The sequence below is a fragment of the Cellulosimicrobium cellulans genome (assembly GCF_007679345.1).
Taxonomy (GTDB): Bacteria; Actinomycetota; Actinomycetes; order Actinomycetales; family Cellulomonadaceae; genus Cellulomonas; species Cellulomonas cellulans_A.
Genome location: NZ_VEGH01000001.1, coordinates 367,281 through 391,735, shown reverse-complemented (window position 1 = coordinate 391,735; position 24,455 = coordinate 367,281). Strand labels below are relative to the sequence as shown.

General features: G+C 76.4%; 17 protein-coding genes. 13 read left to right on the top strand and 4 right to left on the bottom strand.

The window, feature by feature from the left end:
- The first annotated feature begins 281 nt into the window (after positions 1-281).
- On the top strand, positions 282-896 hold the full coding sequence (locus FS882_RS01785; protein ID WP_158370155.1) for a GyrI-like domain-containing protein: 615 nt from the start codon (positions 282-284) through the stop codon (positions 894-896).
- A 45-nt stretch (positions 897-941) separates the two neighbouring features.
- Here the strand turns inward: FS882_RS01785 and FS882_RS01780 are convergent, their stop codons facing one another.
- On the bottom strand, positions 942-1,826 hold the full coding sequence (locus tag FS882_RS01780; RefSeq protein ID WP_262347997.1) for a glycosyltransferase family A protein: 885 nt from the start codon (positions 1,824-1,826) through the stop codon (positions 942-944).
- Positions 1,827-2,087: 261 nt separating this feature from the next.
- On the opposite strand from FS882_RS01780, the gene FS882_RS01775 reads away from it, so the two are divergent.
- Positions 2,088-3,374, top strand: a complete 1,287-nt coding sequence (locus FS882_RS01775; RefSeq protein ID WP_158370153.1) for a threonine/serine exporter family protein — start codon at positions 2,088-2,090, stop codon at positions 3,372-3,374.
- The gene (locus tag FS882_RS01770) at positions 3,371-4,693 is read left to right on the top strand and encodes a metal-dependent hydrolase family protein (RefSeq protein ID WP_158370151.1); all 1,323 of its coding nucleotides are present in this window, start codon (positions 3,371-3,373) and stop codon (positions 4,691-4,693) included. Before FS882_RS01775 ends, FS882_RS01770 begins: the two co-directional genes overlap by 4 nt.
- Before the next feature lie 22 nt (positions 4,694-4,715).
- On the opposite strand, the gene FS882_RS01765 is transcribed toward FS882_RS01770, so the two are convergent.
- Entirely contained in the window at positions 4,716-6,317 is a 1,602-nt protein-coding gene (locus FS882_RS01765; protein WP_158370149.1) for a proton-conducting transporter membrane subunit, read from the bottom strand.
- Positions 6,318-6,381: 64 nt separating this feature from the next.
- The gene (locus FS882_RS01760; protein WP_158370147.1) at positions 6,382-8,967 is read right to left on the bottom strand and encodes a helix-turn-helix transcriptional regulator; all 2,586 of its coding nucleotides are present in this window, start codon (positions 8,965-8,967) and stop codon (positions 6,382-6,384) included.
- A gap of 473 nt (positions 8,968-9,440) precedes the next feature.
- Here FS882_RS01760 and FS882_RS01755 point away from each other — a divergent pair, with 473 nt between their 5' ends.
- The 10 genes from FS882_RS01755 to FS882_RS01710 all read left to right on the top strand — a co-directional run bounded on the left by FS882_RS01755 (position 9,441) and on the right by FS882_RS01710 (position 23,928).
- Complete coding sequence (locus FS882_RS01755; RefSeq protein WP_158370145.1) at positions 9,441-12,428, top strand: hypothetical protein; 2,988 nt, start codon at positions 9,441-9,443, stop codon at positions 12,426-12,428.
- A 168-nt stretch (positions 12,429-12,596) separates the two neighbouring features.
- Complete coding sequence (locus FS882_RS01750) at positions 12,597-15,560, top strand: hypothetical protein (RefSeq protein ID WP_158370143.1); 2,964 nt, start codon at positions 12,597-12,599, stop codon at positions 15,558-15,560.
- Between the two features lie 169 nt (positions 15,561-15,729).
- Entirely contained in the window at positions 15,730-16,401 is a 672-nt protein-coding gene (locus FS882_RS01745; RefSeq protein ID WP_158370141.1) for an alternate-type signal peptide domain-containing protein, read from the top strand.
- Positions 16,398-17,324, top strand: a complete 927-nt coding sequence (locus FS882_RS01740) for a hypothetical protein (protein WP_187365074.1) — start codon at positions 16,398-16,400, stop codon at positions 17,322-17,324. The genes FS882_RS01745 and FS882_RS01740 overlap by 4 nt, the downstream gene beginning before the upstream one ends.
- A gap of 81 nt (positions 17,325-17,405) precedes the next feature.
- Entirely contained in the window at positions 17,406-18,143 is a 738-nt protein-coding gene (locus FS882_RS01735; protein ID WP_158370137.1) for a SipW-dependent-type signal peptide-containing protein, read from the top strand.
- 137 nt (positions 18,144-18,280) lie between these two features.
- Positions 18,281-19,264 carry a signal peptidase I gene (locus tag FS882_RS01730; protein ID WP_158370135.1) on the top strand — a complete coding sequence of 328 codons (984 nt, stop codon included), beginning with the start codon at positions 18,281-18,283 and terminating at the stop codon, positions 19,262-19,264.
- Entirely contained in the window at positions 19,264-20,382 is a 1,119-nt protein-coding gene (locus FS882_RS01725) for a hypothetical protein (protein WP_158370133.1), read from the top strand. Before FS882_RS01730 ends, FS882_RS01725 begins: the two co-directional genes overlap by 1 nt.
- Positions 20,383-20,478: 96 nt before the next feature.
- On the top strand, positions 20,479-22,107 hold the full coding sequence (locus FS882_RS01720) for an MFS transporter (protein WP_158370131.1): 1,629 nt from the start codon (positions 20,479-20,481) through the stop codon (positions 22,105-22,107).
- Between the two features lie 133 nt (positions 22,108-22,240).
- Complete coding sequence (locus FS882_RS01715) at positions 22,241-23,470, top strand: acyltransferase family protein (protein WP_158370129.1); 1,230 nt, start codon at positions 22,241-22,243, stop codon at positions 23,468-23,470.
- 188 nt (positions 23,471-23,658) lie between these two features.
- The gene (locus FS882_RS01710; RefSeq protein WP_158370127.1) at positions 23,659-23,928 is read left to right on the top strand and encodes a hypothetical protein; all 270 of its coding nucleotides are present in this window, start codon (positions 23,659-23,661) and stop codon (positions 23,926-23,928) included.
- Positions 23,929-23,985: 57 nt separating this feature from the next.
- On the opposite strand, the gene FS882_RS01705 is transcribed toward FS882_RS01710, so the two are convergent.
- Positions 23,986-24,432, bottom strand: a complete 447-nt coding sequence (locus tag FS882_RS01705; protein WP_158370125.1) for a hypothetical protein — start codon at positions 24,430-24,432, stop codon at positions 23,986-23,988.
- Positions 24,433-24,455 lie beyond the last annotated feature (23 nt).

Genomic DNA, 24,455 nt, shown 5'->3' with positions numbered 1-24,455 from the left:
GAGCGCGCCGCTGGGTGGTGCTCGCCCCGGCCCCGGCCCCGGCCCCGGCCCCGGCCCCGGGTGCCCCGCCGGCCGCCCGCCCGCCGCTCGGGTCCCGTGGCCCGCCCGGCGCGCCGAGGGGGTACTCGACACGTCGAGCGAGTAGTCGCCGACTACTCGCTCGACGTGTCGGTTGCTCACTCGCGGTACGAGGGGGCGGACGGGCGGGCGCGGGCGGACCTTGCCGCGTGCTCGTCCGGCTGCGCCAGGATGGTGGGACGACGACCTCGGGAGGGACGACGGTGGCGATCGACGTGCGGCGCGAGCGCGCCGAGCAGTACCGGGCGGGCGTCGAGTGGGCCGAGGTGGTGGTGCCTCCGGCGGACTACCTCGCCGTCGACGGGCACGGCGACCCGAACACGTCCGCCGCCTACGCGGACGCCGTCGGCGCGCTGTACACCGCCGCCTACGCGGTGCGCGCGGAGCTGAAGCGGCGCACGGGCGAGGCGTTCGTGGTGGGCCCGCTCGAGGGGCTGTGGTCGAGCGCGGACCCCGCGGCGTTCACGGCGGGCCGCAAGGGCGACTGGTGCTGGACGATGCTGATCCCGCTGCCGGACGCGGTGGCGGCGGAGGACGTCGCCGACGGGCTCGCCGCCGCGGCGGGGCGGAAGCCGGACCTCCCGGTCGACCGGGTCCGGCCGTTGACGCTCGACGAGGGCCGGTGCCTCCAGGTGCTGCACGTGGGGTCGTACGACGACGAGGCGCCCACGCTCGCCCGGCTGCACCACGAGGTCATGCCCGACCGCGGCCTGACCTGGAACGGCCGGCACCACGAGATCTACCTCGGTGACCCGCGCCGGGTCGCGCCCGAGCGGCTGCGCACGGTGCTGCGCCAGCCGGTCCGCCCGTCCGGCTGACCACACCGACTGCACGACCCGACCACACCGGCAGTCCGCCCGGCGTCAGCGCCGCGTCCGCCCCGCCACCGCGGGCGACCCCTGCCACCACGCCGCCCGCCGACCGGGTGCGCGCCACGGCGCCTGCTCCGGCCAGTGCAGCACCACGGACCGCCAGCCGCGGGCGAGCCGCCGGCCCATCCCGCGCGGCGACCGCAGCGGCCGGGCCGAGATCGACACCGCCAGGCCGGCGTCGTAACGCACCGACCCGGGCGGCAGGTGGAAGCTCAGGTCCAGGTCGTCGTGGACGTCGGCCTCGCGGTGCACCTCGTGCCGGGCGGCCCGCCACGCCGTGGCCCGCACGGCGCACGCCGACCCGAACACCGGGGGGCCGCCGAGCGCGAGCCCTCCGAGGACGAAGTACGCGCGCATGTACAGCAGGTGCGCGAGCCCGCCGCCCATCCGCCCCAGCAGCCCCGGCCCGCCCCGCGCCCCCGGCCCGCCCCGCGCCCCCGGCCCGCCCGGCCGGCCCAGCAGGCTGCGACCGTCCGGCCGGGACCGCCCCGGCGCGTCCGCCGGCCCGAGCCGGAACCGCCCCGGCCCGGTGACCGCCGCGCACCCCGGGTCGCCGGCGAGCAGCGCCTCGACCCGGGCCAGCCAGTCCGGCGGCAGCACGGTGTCGGCGTCCACCCGCGCGATCACGTCGCCGGTGGCGGCGTCGTACCCGGCGGCGGCCGCGGGCCAGATGCCGCGCTCGGCCTCGTGCAGGACCCGGGCGCCCGCCGCCGCGGCGAGGCGGGCGGTGGCGTCGGTGCTGGCGTTGTCCACCACGACCACCTCGTCCGGCAGGCGGGTCTGCGCCGCGAGGGAGGCGAGGCAGCGCGGGAGCCGGTCCTCCTCGTCGCGCGCGGGCACGACGACCGAGATGCGCAGCGGCGGGCGGCCGGTCACCGGCGCGTCCCTGTCGGGTCAGCGAGCACGCCCCATCCCCGCACGGACGGGGCGTACCGGCAACCGGGGCGGCGTGCGCCGGTGCGGGCGAGCGGCACCGAGGTGCGCGACCACCGGCACCGACGTGCCCCGGCGGGACACCGACACCGCGCCGCCGCGTCGCTGGAGCCGCGCCGATGACGGTTCCCGCGACGAGGTCGCGGGGATAGCGTCGAGCCGTCAGAGCCAGGGGGCGGGGCGCCGAGCAGCGCAGGGGGGGCGATGAGTCCAGGCGGCAGCGATCCCGCCGGCGCGGGCGAGCGGCGCGTGCTCGGGGAGCTCGGCGTGCTCCTGCTGGAGGCGGGTGCCTCGGTGGGCGAGGTGCGCCGGTCGCTGGAGCGCTCGGGCGCGGTGACGGCGTCGGTGCTCGCGCAGACGGTGGTGGTCACGGGCCGGGAGAGCGGCGCCTCCACCCTGGTCGCCTCCGGCGGCGCCGACCTGTCGTTCGAGCAGGCCGCGCACGCCAGCAGGCTGGGCCGGCAGGTCGAGGCCGGCGAGGTGGGCCTCGGGCAGGTCCCCGAGCGGATCGCGGCCGTGCGCGCCATGCGCCGCCGGCACCCCCGTGCGGAGCAGGTCCTCGGCAGCGCGCTGGTGGCGTGCGGCCTGGCCGTGGTCACCCGCTGCCCGTGGTGGGCGATCCTCGTGGCGCTCGTCGTCGGCGCGGGCGTCGGGGCCCTGACGCAGGTGCTGGGACGGCTCGAGGGCGGGTCGGCGGTGCTGCCGTTCGTGGTGGCGCTGGCCTCGACGCTGGCTGTCGGCGGGGTCGCCGCCGCGGCGTCGTGGGGGCCGATCCCGCTGTTCGGGGTGTGCGCGCCGATCGCCATCCTGGTCCCCGGGGCGCTGATCACGAACGCCCTGCTGGACCTGACCGCCACGGACGTCGTCACCGGCAGCGGGCGCCTGGTGTACGGGCTGCTGGTCCTGGCGCTGATGGCGCTGGGCATCTTCGCGGGCGCGAGCCTCACCGGCCTCACCGTCGACCCCGGCTCGGTGGCGCTGATCGGCCAGGAGGCGGGCCCCGCCCCGGTCGACGCCAGCGCCTGGCAGCAGCTCCCGCCGGGGTGGGTCGCCTGGGTGGGCGTGGCGGTGCTCGCGGCCGGCGTCGGGCTCGCCTTCGGCTCGGGGGCCCGGCTGAGCGCGGTCAACGTCGTGGTGATGACCGCGACCTTCACGCTGCTGCGGGCGCTGTCCCCGGCCGTCGGCGAGGCCGCCGCGGCGGGGATCGCGGCCGCGGTCCTGTTCCTGGTCGCGCGCTGGGGGGAGCGCCGCACGCTGGCCCTGCCCGCCGCGGCGACGTTCCAGCCGGCCTTCCTGCTGCTGGTGCCCGGGACCGTCGGCCTGGTCGCGCTCACCGGCACGGACACCGACGCCCTGACGACGAGCCTGGCGACCTTCGTCGCCATCTGCCTCGGCGTGAAGTTCGCCGCCCTCGTCGCGGACAACGTCCCCGGGCCCCGGCCCGTCGGGCCACCCCCGAGCACACCCCAGGAACGGAGACCACCCCGATGAGCAGCACACCGTTCGCGCTGACCGGCGCCACCGTCGTCACCGGCGACGCCGCCGGCACCGTCCTGACCGACCACACCGTCCTCGTCGACGCGACCGGCACCATCGCCGAGGTCGGCCCCGCCGCCTCGGTCGCGGTGCCCCCCGGGTACCGCCGGCTGCGCGGGACCGGCCGGTTCGTCCTGCCGGGGCTGATCAACGCGCACGCGCACCTGTTCGCCGACGGCAAGCCCCTCCCGCCGATCCTGACGAGCGAGTCGGCGGAGCAGCTCGTCTCGACGTTCTTCCACTCCCGGGTGGGCCGCCGCATGGTGACCGGCCGGGCACGCCGCAACGTCGACACCCAGCTGCGGTCGGGCGTCACCACGATCCGCAGCCTGGGCGACGTCGCCTACGAGGTCGTCCAGGTCCGCGAGGAGATCGACGCGGGCGAGCACGTCGGGCCCCGGCTGCTGCCCTCGGGGCCGCTGCTCGCGGGGACCGGGGGGCACGGCACCCCGACGATCGCCCTGGTCGGCGACAACCCGTGGGACGCGCGCCGGAACGTGCGGACCAACCTGCGCAAGGGGGTCGGCGCGATCAAGATCGCCGCGACGGGCGGCGTGACCGACGCCCGCGCGATCGGCGAGGCCGGGCGGCCCCAGCTCACCGAGGCGGAGATGACCGCGATCTGCGAGGAGGCCCACACGGCCGGCGTGCTCGTCGCCGCGCACGCCCAGAGCAAGGAGGGCATCGCCCGCGCCCTGCGCGCCGGGGTCGACACCATCGAGCACGGCGCGGGAATGAACGCCGAGATCATCGACCTGTTCCGGGACAACCCCCGGTCGCTGCGCGGCTGGTCGGCCCTGGTCCCGACCCTGCAGGCCTGCCTGCCGCTGGTCCGGCTCCCGCGGTCCGACACCGGGGTGGGCGACATCGTGCACGCCAACGCGGAGATGATCCTCGAGGAGATGCTGCAGGGCATCCAGGACGCCCAGGCCAACGGCATCGCGATCGGCATGGGCACGGACTCGGCGCTGACCTACGTCACCCACTACAACACCTGGCGGGAGATCGACTTCCTGGTCCGGCACGGCCGCCTGACCCCCGCCGCGGCCCTGCACGCCGCGACGGGCGGGAACGCGCGCATGCTCGGCCTGGAGGCCGTGACGGGCGCGGTCGAGGCCGGGCGGGCCGCCGACCTGCTGGTCGTCGACGCCGATCCGCTGACCGACCTCCGGGCCCTCGCGAGCCCGGCCTACGTCGTCGCGCGCGGCACGGTGCTGGACCACCCCGCCGTGGAGCGGTTCACCGAGATCGACGACCAGCTCGACACCCTCTGACCGCAGGAGCCCGGCCGGGACGTCACCCGGGCCCGTCCGGGGGCGTCGCCGTGCCCGCCGGCGCGCGGCCGCGCCTCCGGGACGCCGCGTCCAGCGCCCGTCCCAGGAGCGCCACGAGGTCGCCGCGCGGCACGGTGAGCGACCGGACCCGCGCGGGCACCAGGCCGGCCCGCACCGCGCCGGCGGCCAGGCCGGCGATCCCGAGACCGAGCAGCACCGGCCAGGTCGCCTGCCACAGCGTGACGGTGTCCAGGGCCGGCACCGACAGCACGGGCACCCACTGGCCGGCCAGGTACCAGGTCGCGGCGGTCCCGCCGAGGCACAGCACGGCCCAGGACACCAGGCCGACGTCCGCGCCGACCGGGCCGGGCCGCACGTGCCGGCGCAGGATCGTGGCGGTGCGGACCAGGATCAGCGTCGAGACGGTCGCGACGAACGGCAGCGCCACGGTGATGACGGTGAGCTCCGGGCCGTCGGCGATGGCGCGCTTCGCGGCGTACTTCGCCACCGCGCCGCTGCCGAACGGCGCGCCGACGACCGCGAGGGCCAGCACCGCGGCGCCGGCGAGCACCAGCGCCCGGAGCGGACCGCCGCCGTGCCGCTGCCAGATCTGCACCGACAGCACGAGGCCGCCCTTGGCCATGCCGTGGTGCACCGCGTACACGACCGCGGACAGCGCGCAGGCCTGGGCGAGCTCCGGGATCGCGAGCGCCACCCCGACCAGCACCGTGATGAACCCCATCTGGCCGACGGTGCTGTAGCCCAGCGACACCTCGGCGTCGTCGTTGAGCACGCCCGGCACGAGCGCCAGCAGCCCGCCGACGAGCGCCACGACCACGACGGCGGTGCCCCAGCCGGGCAGGGCGACCTCGCCGAGCGGCAGCAGCCGCAGCAGGCCGACCAGCCCGATCTTGACCACGCTGCCGCTGAGGACGGCCCCCACCGGGATCGCGACCGTGGACTCCAGCAGCGGCAGCCAGCCGTGCAGCGGGAACGTGGCGGCGCGGATGCCGAACGCGACGAGGGTCAGCGCCACGACGGGCACCAGGACCGGGGAGTCCGCGACCACGGCCGGCACGTCGGCGAGCCGCCGGGCGCCCGCCCCGACCACCAGCGCCGCGGCCGCGACGAGCGCCGCGTCCGCGGCGACGGCCAGCGCCAGGTGGACCCGGGCGGCGGACCGCGCGGCGGCGGTCCCCGGCAGCCGGGCCATCAGCGCGACGGCGACGGTGGTGAGCAGGCACCCGGCGACCAGGGCGAGCACGTCCGCGGCGAGCAGCGCCAGGGCGTTGCCGGTGCAGCACAGCAGCAGCAGCGCGGTCAGCCGCACGGCGCCGGGGCTGCCGGCCCGGGCGGTCACGACGAGCGCCGCGGCGTACAGCACGGTCGCGACGAGCACCAGGGGGCGCGACACCGCGTCGACCAGCACGAGCCCGCCGTCGGCGGCGGCCGCGACGCCGGACCCCGCGCCGGTGCCGAGCACCGCCAGGACCGCCAGGGGGAGCAGCGTGGCCGGCGCGGCCGCGGCCGTGCTGCGGGCCGGGTCGGGGGTCCGGCGCAGCAGCACGACGGCGAGCGCGGCCGGCAGCGCCAGCGCGCCGAGCCAGAGCAGGTCCGTCGTCACGGCCGCAGCCTGGCACGCGTCGTCGCGCGCGCGGGCGTGGGTAGGTGGCGGCGGCGCACGGCGGTCAGGCGTACGGGTCGACGATCCGGCCGATGTCGGCGCGGTCCTTGGCGCCGGTCTTCCGCCGGATGTTGTAGAGGTGGCTCTCGACGGTCCGTCGGCTGAGGAACAGGCGCCGGGCGATGGCCGACGTGGACTCGCCCCGCGCGATGAGCGCCGCGATCTCCCGCTCCCGCTCGGTCAGCTCGGCGCTGCCGGCCTGCTCGTCCAGCGGGACCGACGGCGTGGACCCGAGCACCTGCGCGTCCGCGCGGGCGCGCGCCGCGCCGTCGTCGTCGCCGGCGACCTGCAGCAGCCCGGCCGCGATCAGGTAGCAGCGGACCGCCTGCTCCCGCATGTCCAGGGCGACGAACCGCCGGGCGACGGCCATGAGCGCCTCCGGGTCGCGGCCGTCCCGGAGCGCGTGCTGGGCGTCGAGGTAGGTCAGGTAGGCCTCGCCGCCGACCCGCTCGGCGGTGCCGCGGAACGCGGTCGCGAGGTCGGGGTCGAAGGCGAGCAGCAGCCGGTAGATCCGGGTGGCGTCCGCGGCGAGGTGGTGGCCCAGCCCGCGCTCCCGGTCGGTCAGCAGGTCGAGCAGCCGCGTGCCCTCGCCGGGCTCCCCGCCCGCGAACAGGCTCATGGCCGACACCCACAGCGCGTCGCCGAACGGCAGGGCGTCGGCGGGGGCGTCGTGCTCCTCGGCGAGCGTCCGCAGGCCCGGGACCAGACCGGTCTGCTGGGTGTGCAGCGACAGGGTCGCGAGCAGCACCCGGGCGGCGAGGTCCGGCGCGACGACGAGCGCGCGGGCGCGCAGCCCCGAGGCGAGCACCGGCAGCAGCTCGCGGCGGGCGGCGTCGAGCCGCATCCGGCTGCCCAGGCACAGGGCTGCCACGTACAGCCCGCCGACCCAGGTGGCCGGCGACCCGTCGTCGACGGCCGCCCCCGCCAGCGCGCGGGCGCGGTCGACGCCCTCGGCCAGCCGGCCGCTGCCGTAGCGCGTGAGCACGGAGAGCACGTCGGCGCTCTCGCGCAGCAGCGCGGGCCAGCCGCCCCGCTCCTGGGTGAGCAGGTCCGCGGCGTCGTCGTGCCGGCCAGCGATCACGTGGCACGCCGCCAGCGCCACCCGTGCGGCGAGCGCCGCGGCGCCGTCGCCGTCGGCCCGCGGCGCGAGCACGGCGGCGTAGTCGTCGGGCACGCGGCCGTACTCCGCGCGCAGGGCCACGGCGAGCGAGTCCAGCGCCTCCCGGTGGGCGGGCGACGCCCCCGGCGGCAGGCCGCCCGCGAGCCCGTCGGCGACGGCGGCGGGGGCGGCGCCCTGGGCGATCGCCCAGCGGCCCTCGAGGTACCGCAGCTGCACCGGCGCGAAGCCGTCGAGGTCGGTGGACCGGTCCGTGCGGGCCAGGACGTCGTCGGCGCGGCCCGGCTCGTCCTCGACCGACAGCAGCAGCCGGAGCAGCTCGGCGGCGTGCTCGGTGCGGGGGTCGTCCTGCCACCGCCTCGTCGCCTCGGCGAGCTGGATCCGCACCCGGGTGGCGAGCAGCCGGGCGACGGCCGCCCCGCCCGCGCCGGGGTCCTCGGCCCACCCGGCGGGGCCGGGTCCGGGCGCGCGGTCGCCGACGGCGGTGAGCAGGCCGCGCAGCCGGGTGCGCAGGCCGCCGTCGTCCCCGTCGGGGACCGTGTCGAGCGTGCCGAGCGCGGCGGCGACCAGGCGGTACCGCGTGGTCTCGCCGGTCGCCCGCGCGAGGTGGTCGGCGAGCCCGGGTGGGGCGACCGTGACGGTCGGCTCCCCGGCCGAGCGGCCGGTCCGCAGCACGCCCCGGCGCTCCAGCGCGGACAGCCGGGTCCCGCCGAGCAGGGCGAGCGCGGCGCGCAGCGGCAGCGGTCCGACCACGCCGAGCAGCTCGAGGGAGTCCCGGTCCTCGGGCGGCAGGCCGGACACCGCCGCCGCGTACATCCCGGAGACCCGCGCGGAGCGCAGCAGCTCGTCGGGCACGGGGCCGGGCTCCCAGCCGCGCCGCCGGGCCTCGTCGAACACGGCCAGCGCGAGCGACGGCTGCCCGCCGGTCTCGGCGTGGATCCGGACCGACAGCTGGGGCGGCACGGGCCCCTGCGCGCGGTCCTCGAGCAGCGCGTGCAGCCCCTCGGCGGACAGGCCGCCGATCGCGACCTCCACCACCGGCCGCACGTTCTCCACGAACCACGGCACGAACGGGACGCCGGGCACGACGGTCGTGACCGCCGGGGTGCCGAGCCGACGGTGCACCGAGCCGAGCAGCCCCCAGGACTCCCGGTCCAGCAGGTGGCCGTCGTCGACCACGATCACCGCGTCGTCGCCCTCGAGGTGCTCGAGCAGCGCCTGGTGCAGCCCGGCGAAGCCGCCCGGCTCGGTGCCGCGCCCGGGGAGCACGCCCGGCAGCGCCAGCCGCACGGCGGCGAGCGGCGGCGTGCCGGCCACCCCGCTCACCGTCAGCACGTCCCGGCCGGACCGGTCCAGCTGCGCGGCGACGCGGCGCAGCGCGTGCGAGCGCCCGGAGCCGACCGGACCGGTGAGCAGCACGCTGGTCCCGCGTCCCACGAGGGCGGCCACGCCGTCGGCGATCTGATCCGTCATCGGTCCCACCTGGTCCTTCGTCGGCGAACGTCGTCGAGCGCGCGAGGCAACCTGTCCCCAGTGCACCGCTGTTCGGGCGGATTGACCAGACCCGGGTGCGTCGTCGCGTGGTCGACCGGCCGGCGGGGCGTCGTCGTCCGCCCGGCGACGTGCCCGAGATCCCCCCGGAACACCGGCCGGTCGACCGGGGACAACCCTGCCGCCGACTCCGGGCGCCTCGGTGGGGGACTGGGTGCCGGGACGGGGGGATCTCGGTGCCCCGGCCGTCGGGCCCTGCGCACCGAGGCCGGTGCCGGCCGGCCCCCAGGACGAGGGCGCCGGGTACCGAGAGCGCGCACGCAGGCACCGTCGGGGCCCTGAGCCGGGTCGCGGGGCCGAGAGGCTCGAGACCGCTCGCGCCCCCGGTGGACCGCGGGCGACCGGCCTGGCGGCGGACCCGCCGGGGCCGGACCGAACCGCCGTGAGGAGAACCGATGCCCGCTCGACCCGCGCCCGACGCGCCCCGCCGGGACCGCGCCGCCCTGCGCGCCGGCGCCGCGCGCCGCCCCGGACTGCGCGCCCTCGCCGCACGGCGCTGGTCGCGCACGGTCGCGGCCCTGACCGCCACCTCCGCGCTCATGGCCGGTGGCGTGACGGCCGCGGTCGCCGACCCCGCGCCCGCGGAGTCGGCGTGGACCCACGAGCTGCTGGTCGACTCCCTCGCGACGACCGTCGACGCGAACCCGGGCGACGGCGTCTGCGAGACCGCGACGGGGGAGTGCACCCTGCGCGCGGCGATCATGGAGTCCAATGCGCTGAACGCCGGCCCCGGCGAGGTGCGCATCGGCGTGCACCCCCAGTTCGCGGGCGGGCGCATCGTGCTGGTCGCCACCCAGTCCACCTGGATGCGCACCACCGCGCTGAGCGCCGGCGGCGGCACGATCACGGGCGACGGCGGCGCGGTGTTCGACGTCCTGGCCCCGGTGACCATCGACCTGGAGAACAAGATCACCGCCGCGCCGAACAACAACGCGGACCTGCCGGCCGCCGCGGTGTTCCACCTCAACGGCCCCGACATCACGATGGAGCGCGTCGACCAGTCGTTCAGCGCCGAGACCACGTTCTACGTCGGGCCGAACGCCTCGAACATCCACATCACCGGCGGCACCATCGCGACCGCGAACTACTACCCCGAGCGGTTCGTCCTGGTGCGCGGCGGCGCCAGCGACGTCCGGATCAGCAACTACACGGTGTCCGGCTACGCGTCGAACGACACCCAGTGGGGCTGGGGCTACGTCGACGGCGCGACCGCCACCAACCCGGTCCGCGGGCTCGTCGTGGACAACGTCACCTACACGGCCGGCGCCACCGGCGCGTGCGGCGCGAGCGCCGCGGGCGGCTGCTCCTCGTCGCCGATGTCGCTGCGCGGCCAGACCGTCACCGACTTCACGTTCACCAACAACACGGTGGTGAACTTCAACCGCGCGGTGAGCGCGAGCACCCGGATCATGGACCTGCGCTCGGCCACCGTCGACCGGTTCGTGTTCGCGAACAACACGATCACCACCCCGCAGCTGCGCGCCGGCCTGCCGCTCATCGAGTTCGGCGGCACCGCCGCGACCCGGGCGACGGTGCACGACTTCGAGATCGTCGACAACGTCTTCGCCGGCGTCACCGCCGCGACCGAGGCCGAGAGCGGCGCGATCCGGCTGCCCTTCGGCGGCACGATCCGCGACCGCGGCCTCATCGCGCGGAACACGTTCCAGGCGGCCACCGGCCCGACGCAGGCCGTCTACTGGCAGGGGCCCGGCGCCAACACGCTGAGCGTCGCGCCGTCGAACGTCGTGATCGAGGACAACGCGTTCGACGGCTGGGGCTCGGCGGCCTCCCGGTCCACGATCCGGCTCCGGCACACCGGCGCGGTCACCGTGCAGCGGAACACCTTCGGCACCGGCAGCGGCTCGCAGGTCAACACCGTCGCCGAGGAGGCCGGGGCCGTGGACGCCATCGTGCAGACGCTGGTGAACAACCGGAACCTCGGCGCGAACGGCAAGCTCAACACCTGGTACCCGACCGCGCGCGCCGCGGACAACACCCAGGCGACCCTCGTGGGCGCCGAGCGCTGCACCATCGACCTGGAGGTCGCGCCGCCGTCCGGCGCGCCCGCGCTGGCCACCGCCCGCAACCCGGAGTCGCCCACCACGCTGGACCTGTACTGGACGTCCGGCTCCGCCGCCGAGGTGTACCTCGAGTCGGTCACCGTCACCGAGCAGGCGCCGCAGACGTTCACCGTGACGCTCCCGCTCGAGGGCGACGAGCGGCTGGCGCACCTGCCGGCCGGGGCGACGATCCCGGTGAACCCGACGACGGGCGAGGTCGCAGGCGGCCTCCGCGTGCAGACCCAGGACCCGAACGCCGGCAGCACCACGGCCTCGTCGCAGTTCTCCCGGGTCGCGTCGCTCGCCGGCACCTGCCGGCCCGAGCTGACGATCGACCAGGCGGAGGGCCAGGCCGACCCGGCCCTGACCCGCGACCTGCACTGGACCGTCGTCTCCTCGCTCCCGCTCACCGGCCTGGACGCCGCGGACGTCGAGCTGGCGGCCGAGCCCACCGACCTGACCGTCGACGCGGAGCGGCTGAACCCGCGGATCGTGTCCGTGACCCCTGTCGCCGACACCGAGAACACCGTGTTCACGGTCGTGGCACGGGTCGACGACTCGGCCCTGCTGCGGGCCGGGATCGAGGCCGGGGCGGTCACCTCGGAGTCCGGCTGGCTGAACGACAGCCCGGCGACGAGCACGGACGCGGAGATCACCTACGTCAACCCGCTGGTCGTCGACCCGGAGCAGGTCACCCTGCTGGCGGGCGACGAGACGGGTGAGGCCTACTCGATCGCCACCCGCCCCGGCGCGCCGGTGCCCACCGACACCCTGTCGTTCAGCACCGTCCCGGACGCGGTCGCCACCGAGTTCGACGTCCGGCTCGCGAACACCGCGCCCACGATCCTCGCCGGCGGCAGCTCCACGGGGTCGCTCACGGTGACGGCGGGCGAGAGCGAGGTCGAGGCGGGCACCTCCGCGCTGGTCGGCCACGAGGTCGCCTCGACGGACGTGAACTACGACGGCCTCGTGGTGCAGTCGCTCGACGTGCGGCTGTACTCCACCAGCCCGGCGCTGCAGCTGACCAAGCAGGCCTACGTGCACGTGGGCGACACGTCGACCCCCGAGAGCATCCAGGCCACCGGCACGGAGGTGCTCGCCGGCTCCCGGCTCGGGGACGGCCAGACGGTGTGCTGGGTCTGGACGGTCGCCAACAACTCCCGGGACACCTGGGCCACCGAGCTCACGGACGTGGTGGTGCGCGACTCGGACACCCGGCTGGGTGACGACGGGCTGATCGCCCGCATCCCGGCGCTCGCGGTCGGGGAGAGCCACCGGTACGCGTCCTGCGCGCCGCTGATCCCGGTCGACTCCCGCGCCTGACCCGTCGCGGCCGGTGGGCACCGAGCCCCGGCCGCAGGACCCCGGTCCTCGCCCCGCCGCCCACCGAGGCGGCGGGGCGGACCCACTGAGCACCCCCCTGCGCGGCCTCCGCCGCGCCCGAACCTGGACAGGCCGGCGGGACCGCCGGCACGACACGAGGAGGACGACGTGACGACTCGACGCGAGGCCCGGTCGGGCCGCCCCGGTGCGCTGGGCGCGCTCCGCGGGCTGCGGCCGTCCCGCTGGGTGAAGCGCGCGACCGCCGGGGCCGTGACCGCGGCGCTGGTCGTCACGACCTTCGGCGTCGCGCAGAGCGCGACGCCGGGCGTCGAGCTGCTCGTGAACTCCCTGGGGACCGAGGAGGACGCGAACCCCGGCGACGGCGTGTGCGCGACCGAGGAGGGCGCGTGCACCCTGCGGGCCGCGATCCAGGAGTCGAACGCGCTGAACCTCGCCGCCGGCATCGTCCGGATCGGCGTGCAGCCGGGCTTCGCGGGCGGTCGCATCGACCTCACCGCGGACACCTCCACCTGGATGAGCACGGTGCGCCCGTCCGCGGGCGGCGGCTCCATCACCGACGACCTCGGCGCGGTCTTCCACGTCACCGCGCCGGTCGAGATCGACCTCGAGAACACGATCTTCCCGAACTCGGTCACCACGCTCGCCGGTCCGAACGCCGCGATCTTCCACGTGAACGGCCCGGACATCACGCTGCGGGGCATCGACCAGGCGTGGGGCGGCGAGACGACGTTCTACGTGGGCGAGCGCGCCCGGGACGTCACGATCACCGGCGGCGAGGTCCGCACTCAGAACAACCGGCCGCGCCGGTTCCTGGTGGTGCGGGGCGGGGCGACCGACGTCACGGTCAGCGACTACACCGTCTCGGGCTTCGCCGCCCGCGCCGCGGACCGCGGCTGGGGCTTCCTCGACGGTGCCCCCAACGCCGCGAACGCCGTGCGGAACCTGACGATCAGCGGCGTCACCTACGAGTCGCAGACGTCCGGCGCGTGCAGCACGAGCACGGCCGCGGGCTGCACCTCCGGCGTGGTGTACGCCCGGAACCAGCACGTGCAGGGCCTGTCGGTGGTCGACAGCGCGATGCCGAACTACGGCCGCGCCGCCAACAACAGCATCCGGATGATCGACCTGCGCGGCGCGACGGTCAGCGACTTCGTGTTCGCCCGGAACACCCTCACGAACCCGCGCATCTACGTCAACCACCCGCTCATCGAGATGGGCGACGCCACCGCGCGCGGCGCCGACATGACGAACTTCGAGATCACGGACAACGTGGTCACCGGCATCACGACCGCGAGCGAGGCCACCGGCGCGATGATCCGGCTGCCGCAGAACAACCGGATCGCCGGCCGGGGCCTGATCGCCCGGAACCAGTTCCACGCCGCGACCGGGTCGATGCAGGCGATCTACTGGCAGGGCGCGCACACCAACACCCTGAACGTCCAGGCGTCCGGCGTCACGATCGAGGACAACGACTTCGACGGCTGGGGCTCCACCTCGGCCCGGTCCACGATCCGGATGCGGATGACCGGCGCGGTCACGATCCAGCGCAACACGTTCGGCGCGCGCACCGGCGCCCAGACGAACACCGTCAGCGAGGAGGCCGGGGCGGTCGACTCGACGGTGCTGACGATGGTCAACAACCGCAACCGCGGCGCCAACGGGAAGATGAACACCTGGTTCCCGACCGCGCGCGGCGCGAACAACCAGCAGGCCGCGCCCGTGGTCGCCGAGAGCTGCACCGTGGATCTCGAGGTCGCCCCGCCGACCGAGACCGGCGGCAACACCGTCAGCGGCGCGCGGAACCCCGCGGTGCCCGCGCGGCTCGACGTGTACTGGACGGCGCGCAACCAGGCCGAGGTCCTGGTCGACTCGGTCACGGTCACCCAGAACGCCCGGCAGACGATCAACGTCACGCTGCCGGTGGCCGGTGACCCGCGCCTCGCGCACCTGCCCGAGGGAGCCGCGCTGCCGGTGGACCCGGAGACGGGCGCCGTGTCCGGCGGGCTGCGCCTGCAGACCCACGACCCGAACGCGGGGGCCACCGCGGTGTCGTCCCAGCTCTCCCGGGTCGCGACGATCGCCGGCACCTGCCGGCCGGAGCTGTCGATCAACCAGGCCGACTACCAGAACGACCCGACGCTCGCCCGGGACAAGCACTGGACCATCAGGTCCTCGCTGCCGCTGGTCGAGGAGACGGTGACGGTCGACGCCATCACGCTGACGGCCCGTCCCACCGAGCACACGATCGACCCCGCGCGGATCAACGCCCGCGTGGTCTCGGTGGAGCCGGTCGAGGGCAGCGGCGGCACCGAGTTCACGGTGATCGCCAAGGCGGACGACTCCGCGCTGCTGGAGGCCGCCATCGAGCCCGGCACGGTCGAGTCCGAGTCCGGCTGGGTCAACGACTCCCCGGCGGACAGCGACAACCCGGACATCACGTTCGTGAACCCGCTGGTCGTCGACCCCGAGCTGCTGGCGGTCGTCGCCGGCAGGGAGGACGGCAAGGACTACCGGATCACCACCCGGCCGGGCGCACCGGTGCCCACGTCCGACGTGCAGTTCACCGCGACGCCGGACGGGACGGCGGCGGACCACGGCCTGACGCTGGGCACGCCGGCGCCGACGATGCCCGCGGGCTCGACCAGCACCGGGCCGCTCAACGTCATGGTGCCGGAGGGCGACGTCCCCGCGGACAGCCGGGTGCGCGTGCACCACACGGCGGTCTCCGAGGACGTCCGCTACCACGACCTCGTGGTGCCCGACCTGGACATCCGGCTGTTCGCCACCGACCCGGCCGTCGAGGTCACCAAGCGGGCGTACCACGGCGTCACCGACAGCTCGACGCCCGAGCAGATCGTGGCCACCGGCACCGAGGCGCCCCTGGGGAGCCGGCTGCTGGACGGCCAGCCCGTGTGCTGGGTCTACACCGTCACCAACGTCTCCGACGACGACTGGGCCACCGCGCTGACGGACGTCGAGGTGGTCGACACGGACACCCGGCTCGGCCAGGGCGGCCTCGTCGGGGTGATCCCGACGCTCGGCATGGGCGAGACGCAGCGGGTCGCCGCGTGCGCGGTGATGACCCCCGGCGACACCCGGGTCGCCGGGTGAGCCGCGCGGGCCACCGAGGCGGCGGGGCGGGGTGCTGAGAGGTGTCCGTGACGACGCGCAGACGGCCCGGTGGGACCACCGAGGGGCCCCCTGAACGGCCTGCGGGCCGCCCAAGGATGGACACATCAGCACAGCCGAGCAGGACCGGCACCACGGGAAGGAGGAGGACATGAACGCACGGACCACGACCGCCGCGCCGCGGATCACGCGGCTCGGCGCGCCGGCGGTCGCCGCGCTCGCGGCCGCGCTGCTCCTCCTGGGCGGCACGCTCGCCCTGTGGGCCGCGAGCGCCCGGTACACCGGCGGCACCATCACGTCGGGCGACCTGGCCCTCGAGGTCGGCGAGCCGACCTGGGAGCAGGTCACCCCGGGCGTCGTGCAGCGCGAGCAGGGCGTCTTCGACGGCACCGTCCCCGCGGAGTTCTTCACGATGCCGGGCGACGTGGTCGAGATCGCCCAGCCGGTCACCACGACGCTGGTGGGCGACAACCTCGCCGGCGGCTTCGGGCTCCGGCCCGCCGCGCAGTCCCGGCTGGCCGACGACATCGCCTCCGGCCGGATCGCGGTCACCTTCTCGGTGCGCAACGACGCCGGGATGACGATCGCCCCCGAGGGGGGCGGCGCCCAGCTCGGCGAGACCGTCGTCGTGCCCGGCCTGGCCGGCAGCAACGACGAGGAGCCGCAGGACTGGGTCGTGGTGATCCGCGTCGAGGTCCTGGGCGACTACGTCTGGACGGACGGCCACCCGGTGGACGCGGCGGGCGTGTGGAGCAGCGGCGGCCTCGTCATCTCGCTGGAGCAGGTCCGTGAGGGCGACGAGTTCACCGGGGGTGCCCGGTGAGGCGGCCCCGCGTGTCCCGCCCCGCGGTCGTCGTGGTCGGGCTCGGGCTCTGGGCCGGCGCGCTGAGCGCGCAGGCGCTGTGGTCCGACAGCCGCGACGGCGTGCAGCCGAGCATGCGGACCGGCGCGGTGACCTTCGCCGGCCAGGTGCCGGGTGAGGACGGCTCGCGCGTCGTGTCCGACGGCGGCGCCCCGGTGACCGTGCGGCTCCCGGGCTCGGAGATCGTCCGGGTCATGGACCCCGAGGGCACCGAGCAGCCCGGTCCCGTGTTCTGGCGGTTCCAGGCGGCCGGCGCCGCGCTCGGCATCACCGGCCTGGTGTTCGACGTCACCGCCGGCTCCACGGTCGCCGGCGACGGCACCGTCACCGACATCGCGGACGGCGTCGCGCCGGACAGCACGGTGCTCGGCGGCTCCGTGATCAAGCTCTACCCGGCCGCCGTCGGCGGCGACTGCTCCGCCGTGCCGGCCACGCCGCCCGGCGAGGAGCACAAGAACGTGCTGGTGATCGGCGGGGAGCAGGACGTGCTCCAGGCCGCCGGCACCAACAAGGCGGGCGACGAGGTCGTCCGCGAGTGGTGCGTCGCCATGGACTGGCTCGACGAGCCGGACGGCTTCTACGCCAACCGGGTCGACGTCGCCGCCCGCGGCGAGGACGGCAACACCCGCACCGCAGTCGACGAGTGGGAGGCGCGCGTGGGGGTCCCGCGCTCGCTCCCGTCGACCGGCACCTACGGCAACCGGGCGTGGGCCGAGGCCCTCGGCCTGGACGGCACCGAGGTGCAGCACGAGGACAGCTGGCACGCCCAGCTGTTCCCGGACCCCTCGGCGGAGCCCGACGTGGTGATCACGCTCGACCCCGCCGTCACCAACCTCAACCCCGACGTGGGGACCGGCGACCAGCCGGGGTTCCCCACCCGCTAGATCCCCGTTCAGCCCCCACCGGGGCGTTGAACGGTCCACCAGAGGGCCCGGCTCGGGCCGAACGAGAGGAACACCACCACCATGAGCACCACCACCAACGCCCCGGTCGTCGTCGTCACCGAGGAGAAGAAGCGCCGCAAGGGCATGCTCTGGGTCGCCGGCGGCACCGCGCTGCTGCTGGGCGGCTCGACCTTCGCCCTGTGGTCGGCGGACGCCGACTTCCAGGGTGGTTCGGTCACCGCGGGTGACCTGAACCTGGTCGCGCTCGAGGACACCACGTTCTGGGACGTCTCCGCCGATCGCGCGGACGCCACCGAGACGGTGACCGGCACGGACGGCTCCCAGCTCGGCCACGTGATCGACGACGCCGACACCTGGCGGATCGTGCCCGGCGACAAGGTCGCCGCGGCGTTCTCCGCCGAGGCCACCCTCGAGGGCGACAACCTGGTCGGCCAGCTGGTCCTGGACGGCTTCGGCGAGAACTCGCTGGTCAACGAGCGCATGGACTGGACGTACGAGGTCTACCTCGGCGGCGAGCTGCTCGCCGCGGAGGCCGAGCTCCCGACGGACGGCGAGACCGCGCTCATGTACCTCGCCGCCCCGCGCGACGGCCAGGACGCGGGTCTGCCCGACGCCGACGGCAACCTGGTCCTCCAGATGGAGGACACCACGCAGGAGATCTCGGTCGTCGTCTACGGCGCGTTCGACGCCGAGACCCCGGACCGCGAGGAGGTCACCGTGACCGACTCGCTGTCCAACCTGACCCTGTCGCTCAACCAGGTCCGCGACACCGGCGCGCAGTTCCTCCCGCAGGACTGACGCCACCGCCGACCGCGCCGCGGCTCCTCCCGGGGTCGCGGCGCGGCCGGTCCCGGCGCTCGCGCGCCACCCGGGCCACGCGCCCGCCGCACGACCCCGACCGACCGACCGCAGCACGAGCCAGGAGGAGCCGCCGGATGGGCACGCGCGTCAGCAGGAAGAGCCGCCCGGTGCGGGTCTCCGGAGCCTGGTACGACTCGCCGTGGCGGATCGCCGGCCACGCGGTCGGCACGGCCCTGGCGCTGGTGCTGATCGGCCTGGTCCTCGCGCTGGCCGTGGTGCCCCGGCTGTCCGGCGGCGCCTCGCTCACCGTGCTCACCGGCTCCATGGAGCCCACCTTCGCGCCCGGCGACGTCATCGTCGTCAAGGGCATCGACGCCGCCGAGGTCTGCGCCGAGGTCGGCGTCGGCGAGATCGTCACGTTCTTCCCCGAGCCGAACGACCCGGCGCTGATCAGCCACCGGGTGATCGGCAAGACCATCGGCACCTTCGACGACGGCACCTCCTGCCGGCTCGTCACCCAGGGCGACGCGAACTCCGCGGTCGACGACCCGGTGTCCCCGGAGCAGGTCCGCGGCGTCTTCCAGTACGGCGTGCCGAAGCTCGGCTGGGCCCGGCAGTGGGTCGGCGACAACGTGCAGACGGTGATCGTCGTCGCCGCGCTGGCCCTGGTCGCCCTCGGCATCGCGTCCAGCATGCGCAAGCCCCGCACCCGGGTCTACGCGGCGCCCGGCGGCGCCGACGGGCCGGCGGGCCTCGGCGGGGTTCCCGTCGACGCTGCGCCGGCGCCCTCCGCGCCCGCCCTCGCCGCGCCCGCCTCCGTCGCGCCGGCCCTCGACGCCGAGGACCTGGCCCACGAGCGCGCGCTGCGGGAGCGCGACCTCGACCTGCGTGAGCGCGAGCTGGAGCTCCGCGAGCGCGAGCTGGAGCTGGCCCGGCTGCACGCCGGCCCCGCCTGGTTCGAGCGCGACCTGCACCGCGACCTCGACCCCGCCCTGCGCGACCTCGGTCGCGACCTGGACCTCGCCGCCGAGCCCGAGCACGACCCGCAGCCGCCTACGGCACCGGTCGCCGTGCTGGCGCCCCTTCCCGCACAGCCGCTCGACCGAATCGAGACGTGATGTCCTCCCGTACCGTGCTCCTCCCGGCCGGCCCCGGGGCGCAGCCCCAGGTGCTCCGCGTCGACGGGGGCGGCCTGTCCCAGCGCGGGCGCACGCTCGCCTGGATCCTGGCGCTCGTGCTGCTGCTGACGGGCGCGGGCGCGCTGACGGCGGCGGGCCTCACGCCGATCACCGGCGAGCGCCTGCCCACGACCACCGGCTCCGGCCCCGTCGGCGGTCCCGGCTCCTCCGGTTCGTCCGGAGGAGCGGGCGGCGCCGCCGGCACCGGGTCGGCCGCTGCCGCCGGAGACGGCACGGCCGGCGGCGCGACGGACCTGGACGGCACGGTCGTCGAGGGCGCCGTCGTCGGCGAGTGGGACGGCCCGACCGTGCACCTCGACTGGTCCGGCCAGCGGTACACCACGGTCGAGGCGGACTTCGTCGGCGACCGGGTCGCCTCGCCCGGCGACCGCGTCGAGCGCACCCTGACGCTGCGCAACGCGGGCCCGGAGGACGCGGTCCTCTCGGTCGACCTGCTGCTCGACGAGACGGTCCCCGCCGGCTCGCCGAACCCCGGGCTGGGCGAGGCGATCGACCTGCACTGGGACGTCGCCGGCGTCGAGGGCTCCGAGCAGTTCGCGGTGCTGCACTCCGAGAAGCAGCCGACGATCGCCGAGGTGCGGGTCCCCGAGGGCGGCACCGTGCCCGTCACGGTCGGATTCACCATGCCGGCGTCCGAGACCGGCCACCGCGGTGGCGACGACTCGACGACGCTGCACTTCCGCGTCCTGGCGCACCTCCAGGGCGAGACCGGCGTGGACCCGGCTCCCGTCCCGCCGGAGCCGGTCGACCCCGAGGAGCCCGGCCCCGACGGCGGCCTCGCCGTCACCGGGTCCCACCTGCTCGGCGCGGTCCTGCTGCTGCTCGGCCTGCTGCTGGCCGGCTGGCTGCTGCTGGCCCTGAACCGGCGGCGCGCCGCGTGCGACGTGTGCGGCGGGCGCGTCGACCGGGGCGACCGGTGGACGGTGCACCACGCCGAGGACGGCAGCCGGACCGTCGAGTGCGGGGACTGCTGGGCCCGCCCGCGGCTCGGCGTCCAGGACCGGGAGCAGGAGCCGGTGGGTCCCGCGGCCCACTGAGGCGCGCCGCCTGGACGCTCCCGCCCTGGTGGGAGCACCCTGGGCCCACCAGCCCCGCGGGGGCGCGGCCCGCGCGGCCGGGAGGGGAGCCGGTGCATGAGCGAGGAGGTCCGGGCGGCCACGCCGCGCGCGGAGGGGCGCGCGTCGTGGCTGCCCCTCGTCTGCCTGTTCCTCGCGCAGGTGCTGATGGCCTTCAACCTGGCGTCCCTGCCGGTGTCCATCGGCGGCATGGTCGCCGACTTCGGGGTGCCCCCGACGGCCGTCAGCGGTGCGATCGTGACCTACGGGCTGTTCGTCGCCGCGCTGGTGATGACCGGGGCGAAGGTCGGCCAGCGGCTCGGCTGGGTCCGCGCGTTCCGGGTCGTGGTCGCCACGTTCGCGGTGTCCAGCCTGCTGATGCTGCTCGCCCCCTCGGTCGGCTGGGTGATCGCGGCGCAGGCGCTCGCGGGGGCCTCCGCGGCCGTGATCGTGCCCTCGCTGGTCGCGCTGATCGCCCAGAGCTACGCCGGCGACCAGCAGGCCACCGCGATCGGCTCCCTCGGGTCCGCCCGCGCGATCGCCGGGGTCGCCGCGTTCCTGCTCGGCGGGGTGCTGGGCACGCTCGTCGGGTGGCGGCCGGTGTTCGGCGTCGCGCTGGCGCTCGCGGTCGCCGTGCTCGCGCTGAGCACGCGGCTGCGCCCGGTGCCCGGCGACCCGACCGTCCGGATCGACGCGGTGGGCGCGGTGCTCGTCGGGGCCGGGGTGGCCCTGGTGTCCGTCGGCTTCCAGAACCTCGACGCCTGGGGCCTGCTGCTCGCCGCGCCGGACGCGCCGTTCGACGTGGCGGGGGTGTCGCCGGCCCCGGTCCTCGTGGTCGTCGGCGTGGTGCTCGGGCAGGCGTTCGTGCGGTGGACCCGGCGCCGGGTCGCGTCCGGGCGGACCCCGCTCGTCGACCTGTCGGTGCTCGGGTCGCCGCAGGAGCGCGCGGCCGTCTACGCGATGTTCACGGTCGTCGCGCTGGAGGCGGCGCTGAACTTCACCGTCCCGCTCTACATCCAGATCGTGCAGGGGCGCACGCCGCTGGACACCGCCCTGGCCATGATGCCGTTCAACCTCACGGTGTTCGTCGTCGCGACGCTCGTCGTCCGGCTGTACGGCCGGTTCCCGCCGCGCACGATCGCGCTCGTGGGCTTCGGGCTCACCACCGCCGCGCTCACCTGGCTGTCGCTGGTCGTGACGAACAACTGGGAGACGCTGCCGACCGTCCTCGGGCTGGTGGTGTTCGGCGTGGGCCAGGGCGCCCTGGTCACGATCGTGTTCAACGTGCTCGTCACGGCCGCGCCCCGGCAGCAGGCGGGGGACGTCGGGGCCATCCGCGGCACCACCCAGAACCTCGCGTCGGCCGTCGGCACCGCCCTGGTCGGCGCGCTGCTCGTCACGATCCTCGGCATCGGGGTGGGGCGCGCCGTGCTCGCGCACCCGGAGCTGCCGCCGTCGCTGGTCGCGCAGGTCGACCTCGACTCGGTCGACTTCGTCAGCAACGACGACCTCCGCGAGGCGCTGCGGTCCCGAACCGACGCCGACCCGGCGCAGGTCGACGCGGCCGTGGCCGTCAACGAGCAGGTCCGGTTGGACACGCTGCGGGTGGGGCTGCTGGTGCTCGCCGGCCTGAGCGCGGTCGCCGCGCTGCCGGCGAGCCGCCTCCCGCGGTACCGGCCCGGGGAGGCGGCCGACCCGACGCGCTGATCTGTGCATCCGATCGGGCGAAATCCGTGCAAAGCGGACAGGCGTGCCCGGGTTCTGGGATATCAACGACGCCTCGGGCCGCGACGCCGGGCGCCGTCGGCCGCCCGGGCCGGCCCCCGACCCGGAGGTGCCGATGCCCGTCCCCACGACCGTCCGCGGCCCGGTCCCCGGCGCCCCGGCCGCCGGCGCGGGCGGCGGCGTCCGGCTGCCGGGCCTCGACGGCCTGCGCGGCGTCGCGGCCCTCGTCGTCCTCGTCCACCACTCGCTGCTGCTGACCCCGGCGCTGATGGCGGTGCACGACGACCCCGCCGCCCCGCGGAGCGCGCTCGTCCAGGTCGTGTCGGCCACGCCGCTGCACCTGCTGTGGGAGGGCGAGGTCGCCGTGCAGGTGTTCTTCGTGCTCAGCGGGTTCGTGCTCACCGTCGCCGCGACCCGCCCGTCGCACCGCTGGGGGCCGTACTACCCGCAGCGGCTGCTGCGCCTGTACCTGCCGGTGTGGGCCGCCGTGGTGCTGGCGCTGGTCCTGCGGTTCGCGGTGCCCGTCGGCGACACCGCCGGCCTCAGCCCGTGGCTCACGTTCCACAAGGACGTCGGCCGGGCGGGCGTCCTCGGCGACCTGCTGCTGGTCGTCGGTCGGGCGGGCTCGACGATGACCGCCCTGTGGTCGCTGCGCTGGGAGGTGCTGTTCTCCCTGCTGCTGCCGCTGTTCGTCGTCGCCGCGACCCGGCTGCGGCACTGGGCGCCGCTGGTGCTGGGCGCGCTCGCGGCGATCGCGTGGCTCGGCGCGGCGACCGGCCCCGTCGACGCGCCCTACGCGCTCGGCGCGGCGTACCAGCTGCCGCTGTTCGCGCTCGGCTGCGTGCTCGCCGCGGGCCGCGACCGGCTCGCCGCCGCCACCGCGCGGTGGGGGCGCGGGGCCTGGGCGGCGGTGCTCGTGGCCGCCGTGCTGCTGACGACGAGCTACTGGCTGCTCGACCTCGGCGGCGCCCGGGCGGACGTGCCCGTGCCGGTCGTCGCGCTGACCCGGGTGCTGCAGGCCGCCGGCGCCGGGCTGCTCGTGGTCGCCGCGCTGGGGCCGCTCGCCCGGCCGCTGAGCCACCGCCCCGTGCGCTGGCTCGGTACCCGGTCGTTCAGCCTCTACCTGGTGCACGAGCCCGTCGTCGTGGCGGTCGGCTACCTCACCGGCTGGACCTCGCCCGCGGTCCTGCTGCTGACCGTCCCGGCGTCGCTGCTGCTGGCGGAGGCGTTCTTCCGGGCCGTCGAGCGGCCCTCGCACCGCCTCTCCCGCGCCGTCGGCGCGCGCCTGGGCCGGAGCGGCGCCCCGTCGCGGCGCCCTGACCCGGCGGAGGCGCCGGGGGCCTGACCCGCCGGGCCCCGCGAGATCGGCGGTTCGCGCCGAGATCGGCGTGTGCAGGCACCGATCTCGGGCGGAAGCGCCGATCTCGGCGCCGCCGGGCTCCGCACAGGAAGTCCCCATCTCCCGGACGCCCGGCGTTCATCTGCGGCCGCCACACTCGGTGGCATCGGTCGCGCGCGGGAGAGGGCTGGCGGATGCAGGCGGTACGGGACGTGGGCACGCGGTACTCGTGGGTCCAGGTGGAGCACCCGGTGTACGTCGTGGACTTCCTGGCCTCGGCGGGCGCACCCGGAGAGCGCTGGCGGCTGGTCGACGGCGGCGACGTGCTCGAGGTGCTCGAGTGGGTCGCCCGGCACCAGCGCGGCCGCGCCGTCGCGGTGAGCCTCGAGGTCGAGGACGCCGGGGGCTTCTCGCTCGTGCAGCTCACCCCGGCCGAGGGTCTGCGCCAGGTCGCCGGCTGGTGACCACGCGGCGCCCCGCCGGGCGCGGGCGTCTCGGCCCGCGGCGGGCGGGGCGGGCGGTCAGCGCGTGGCGAGCAGGGCCGTGAGGGGCGTGCCGACCAGGGCGCCGATCAGGAACGCCCAGCCGCCGGTGAGCCGGCGGCGCGGTGCCGCCACCGGCTCCCGCCGCCAGGCGGCCGTCGGCTCCAGCAGCAGGTAGACGACCGCGGCGGGCCAGATGTAGGCGACCAACCAGAACCACGCCCACCGGGTCGCGAGCCGCGGCTCCGGGCCGCTGATGATCGAGGCCGTCAGCGCGACGAGCACGCCGAGCGCGAGCAGCGCGTCCGGCGCGCCGTACGACCGCGCGTCCGCGCCGCCGGCCCCGGCGGGCCGGAGCAGCGCGTACGCGACGGAGCCGAGCACCGCGACCAGCAGCACCATCCGCACGGCGAGGTGCCCGGGGGTCGAGGGTGGCACGAGCCGCGGCTCGGCGGGCGGGGGCGGCGGGGCGCTGGGCAGGCTCACGATCGGCCACGCTAGGCCACCGC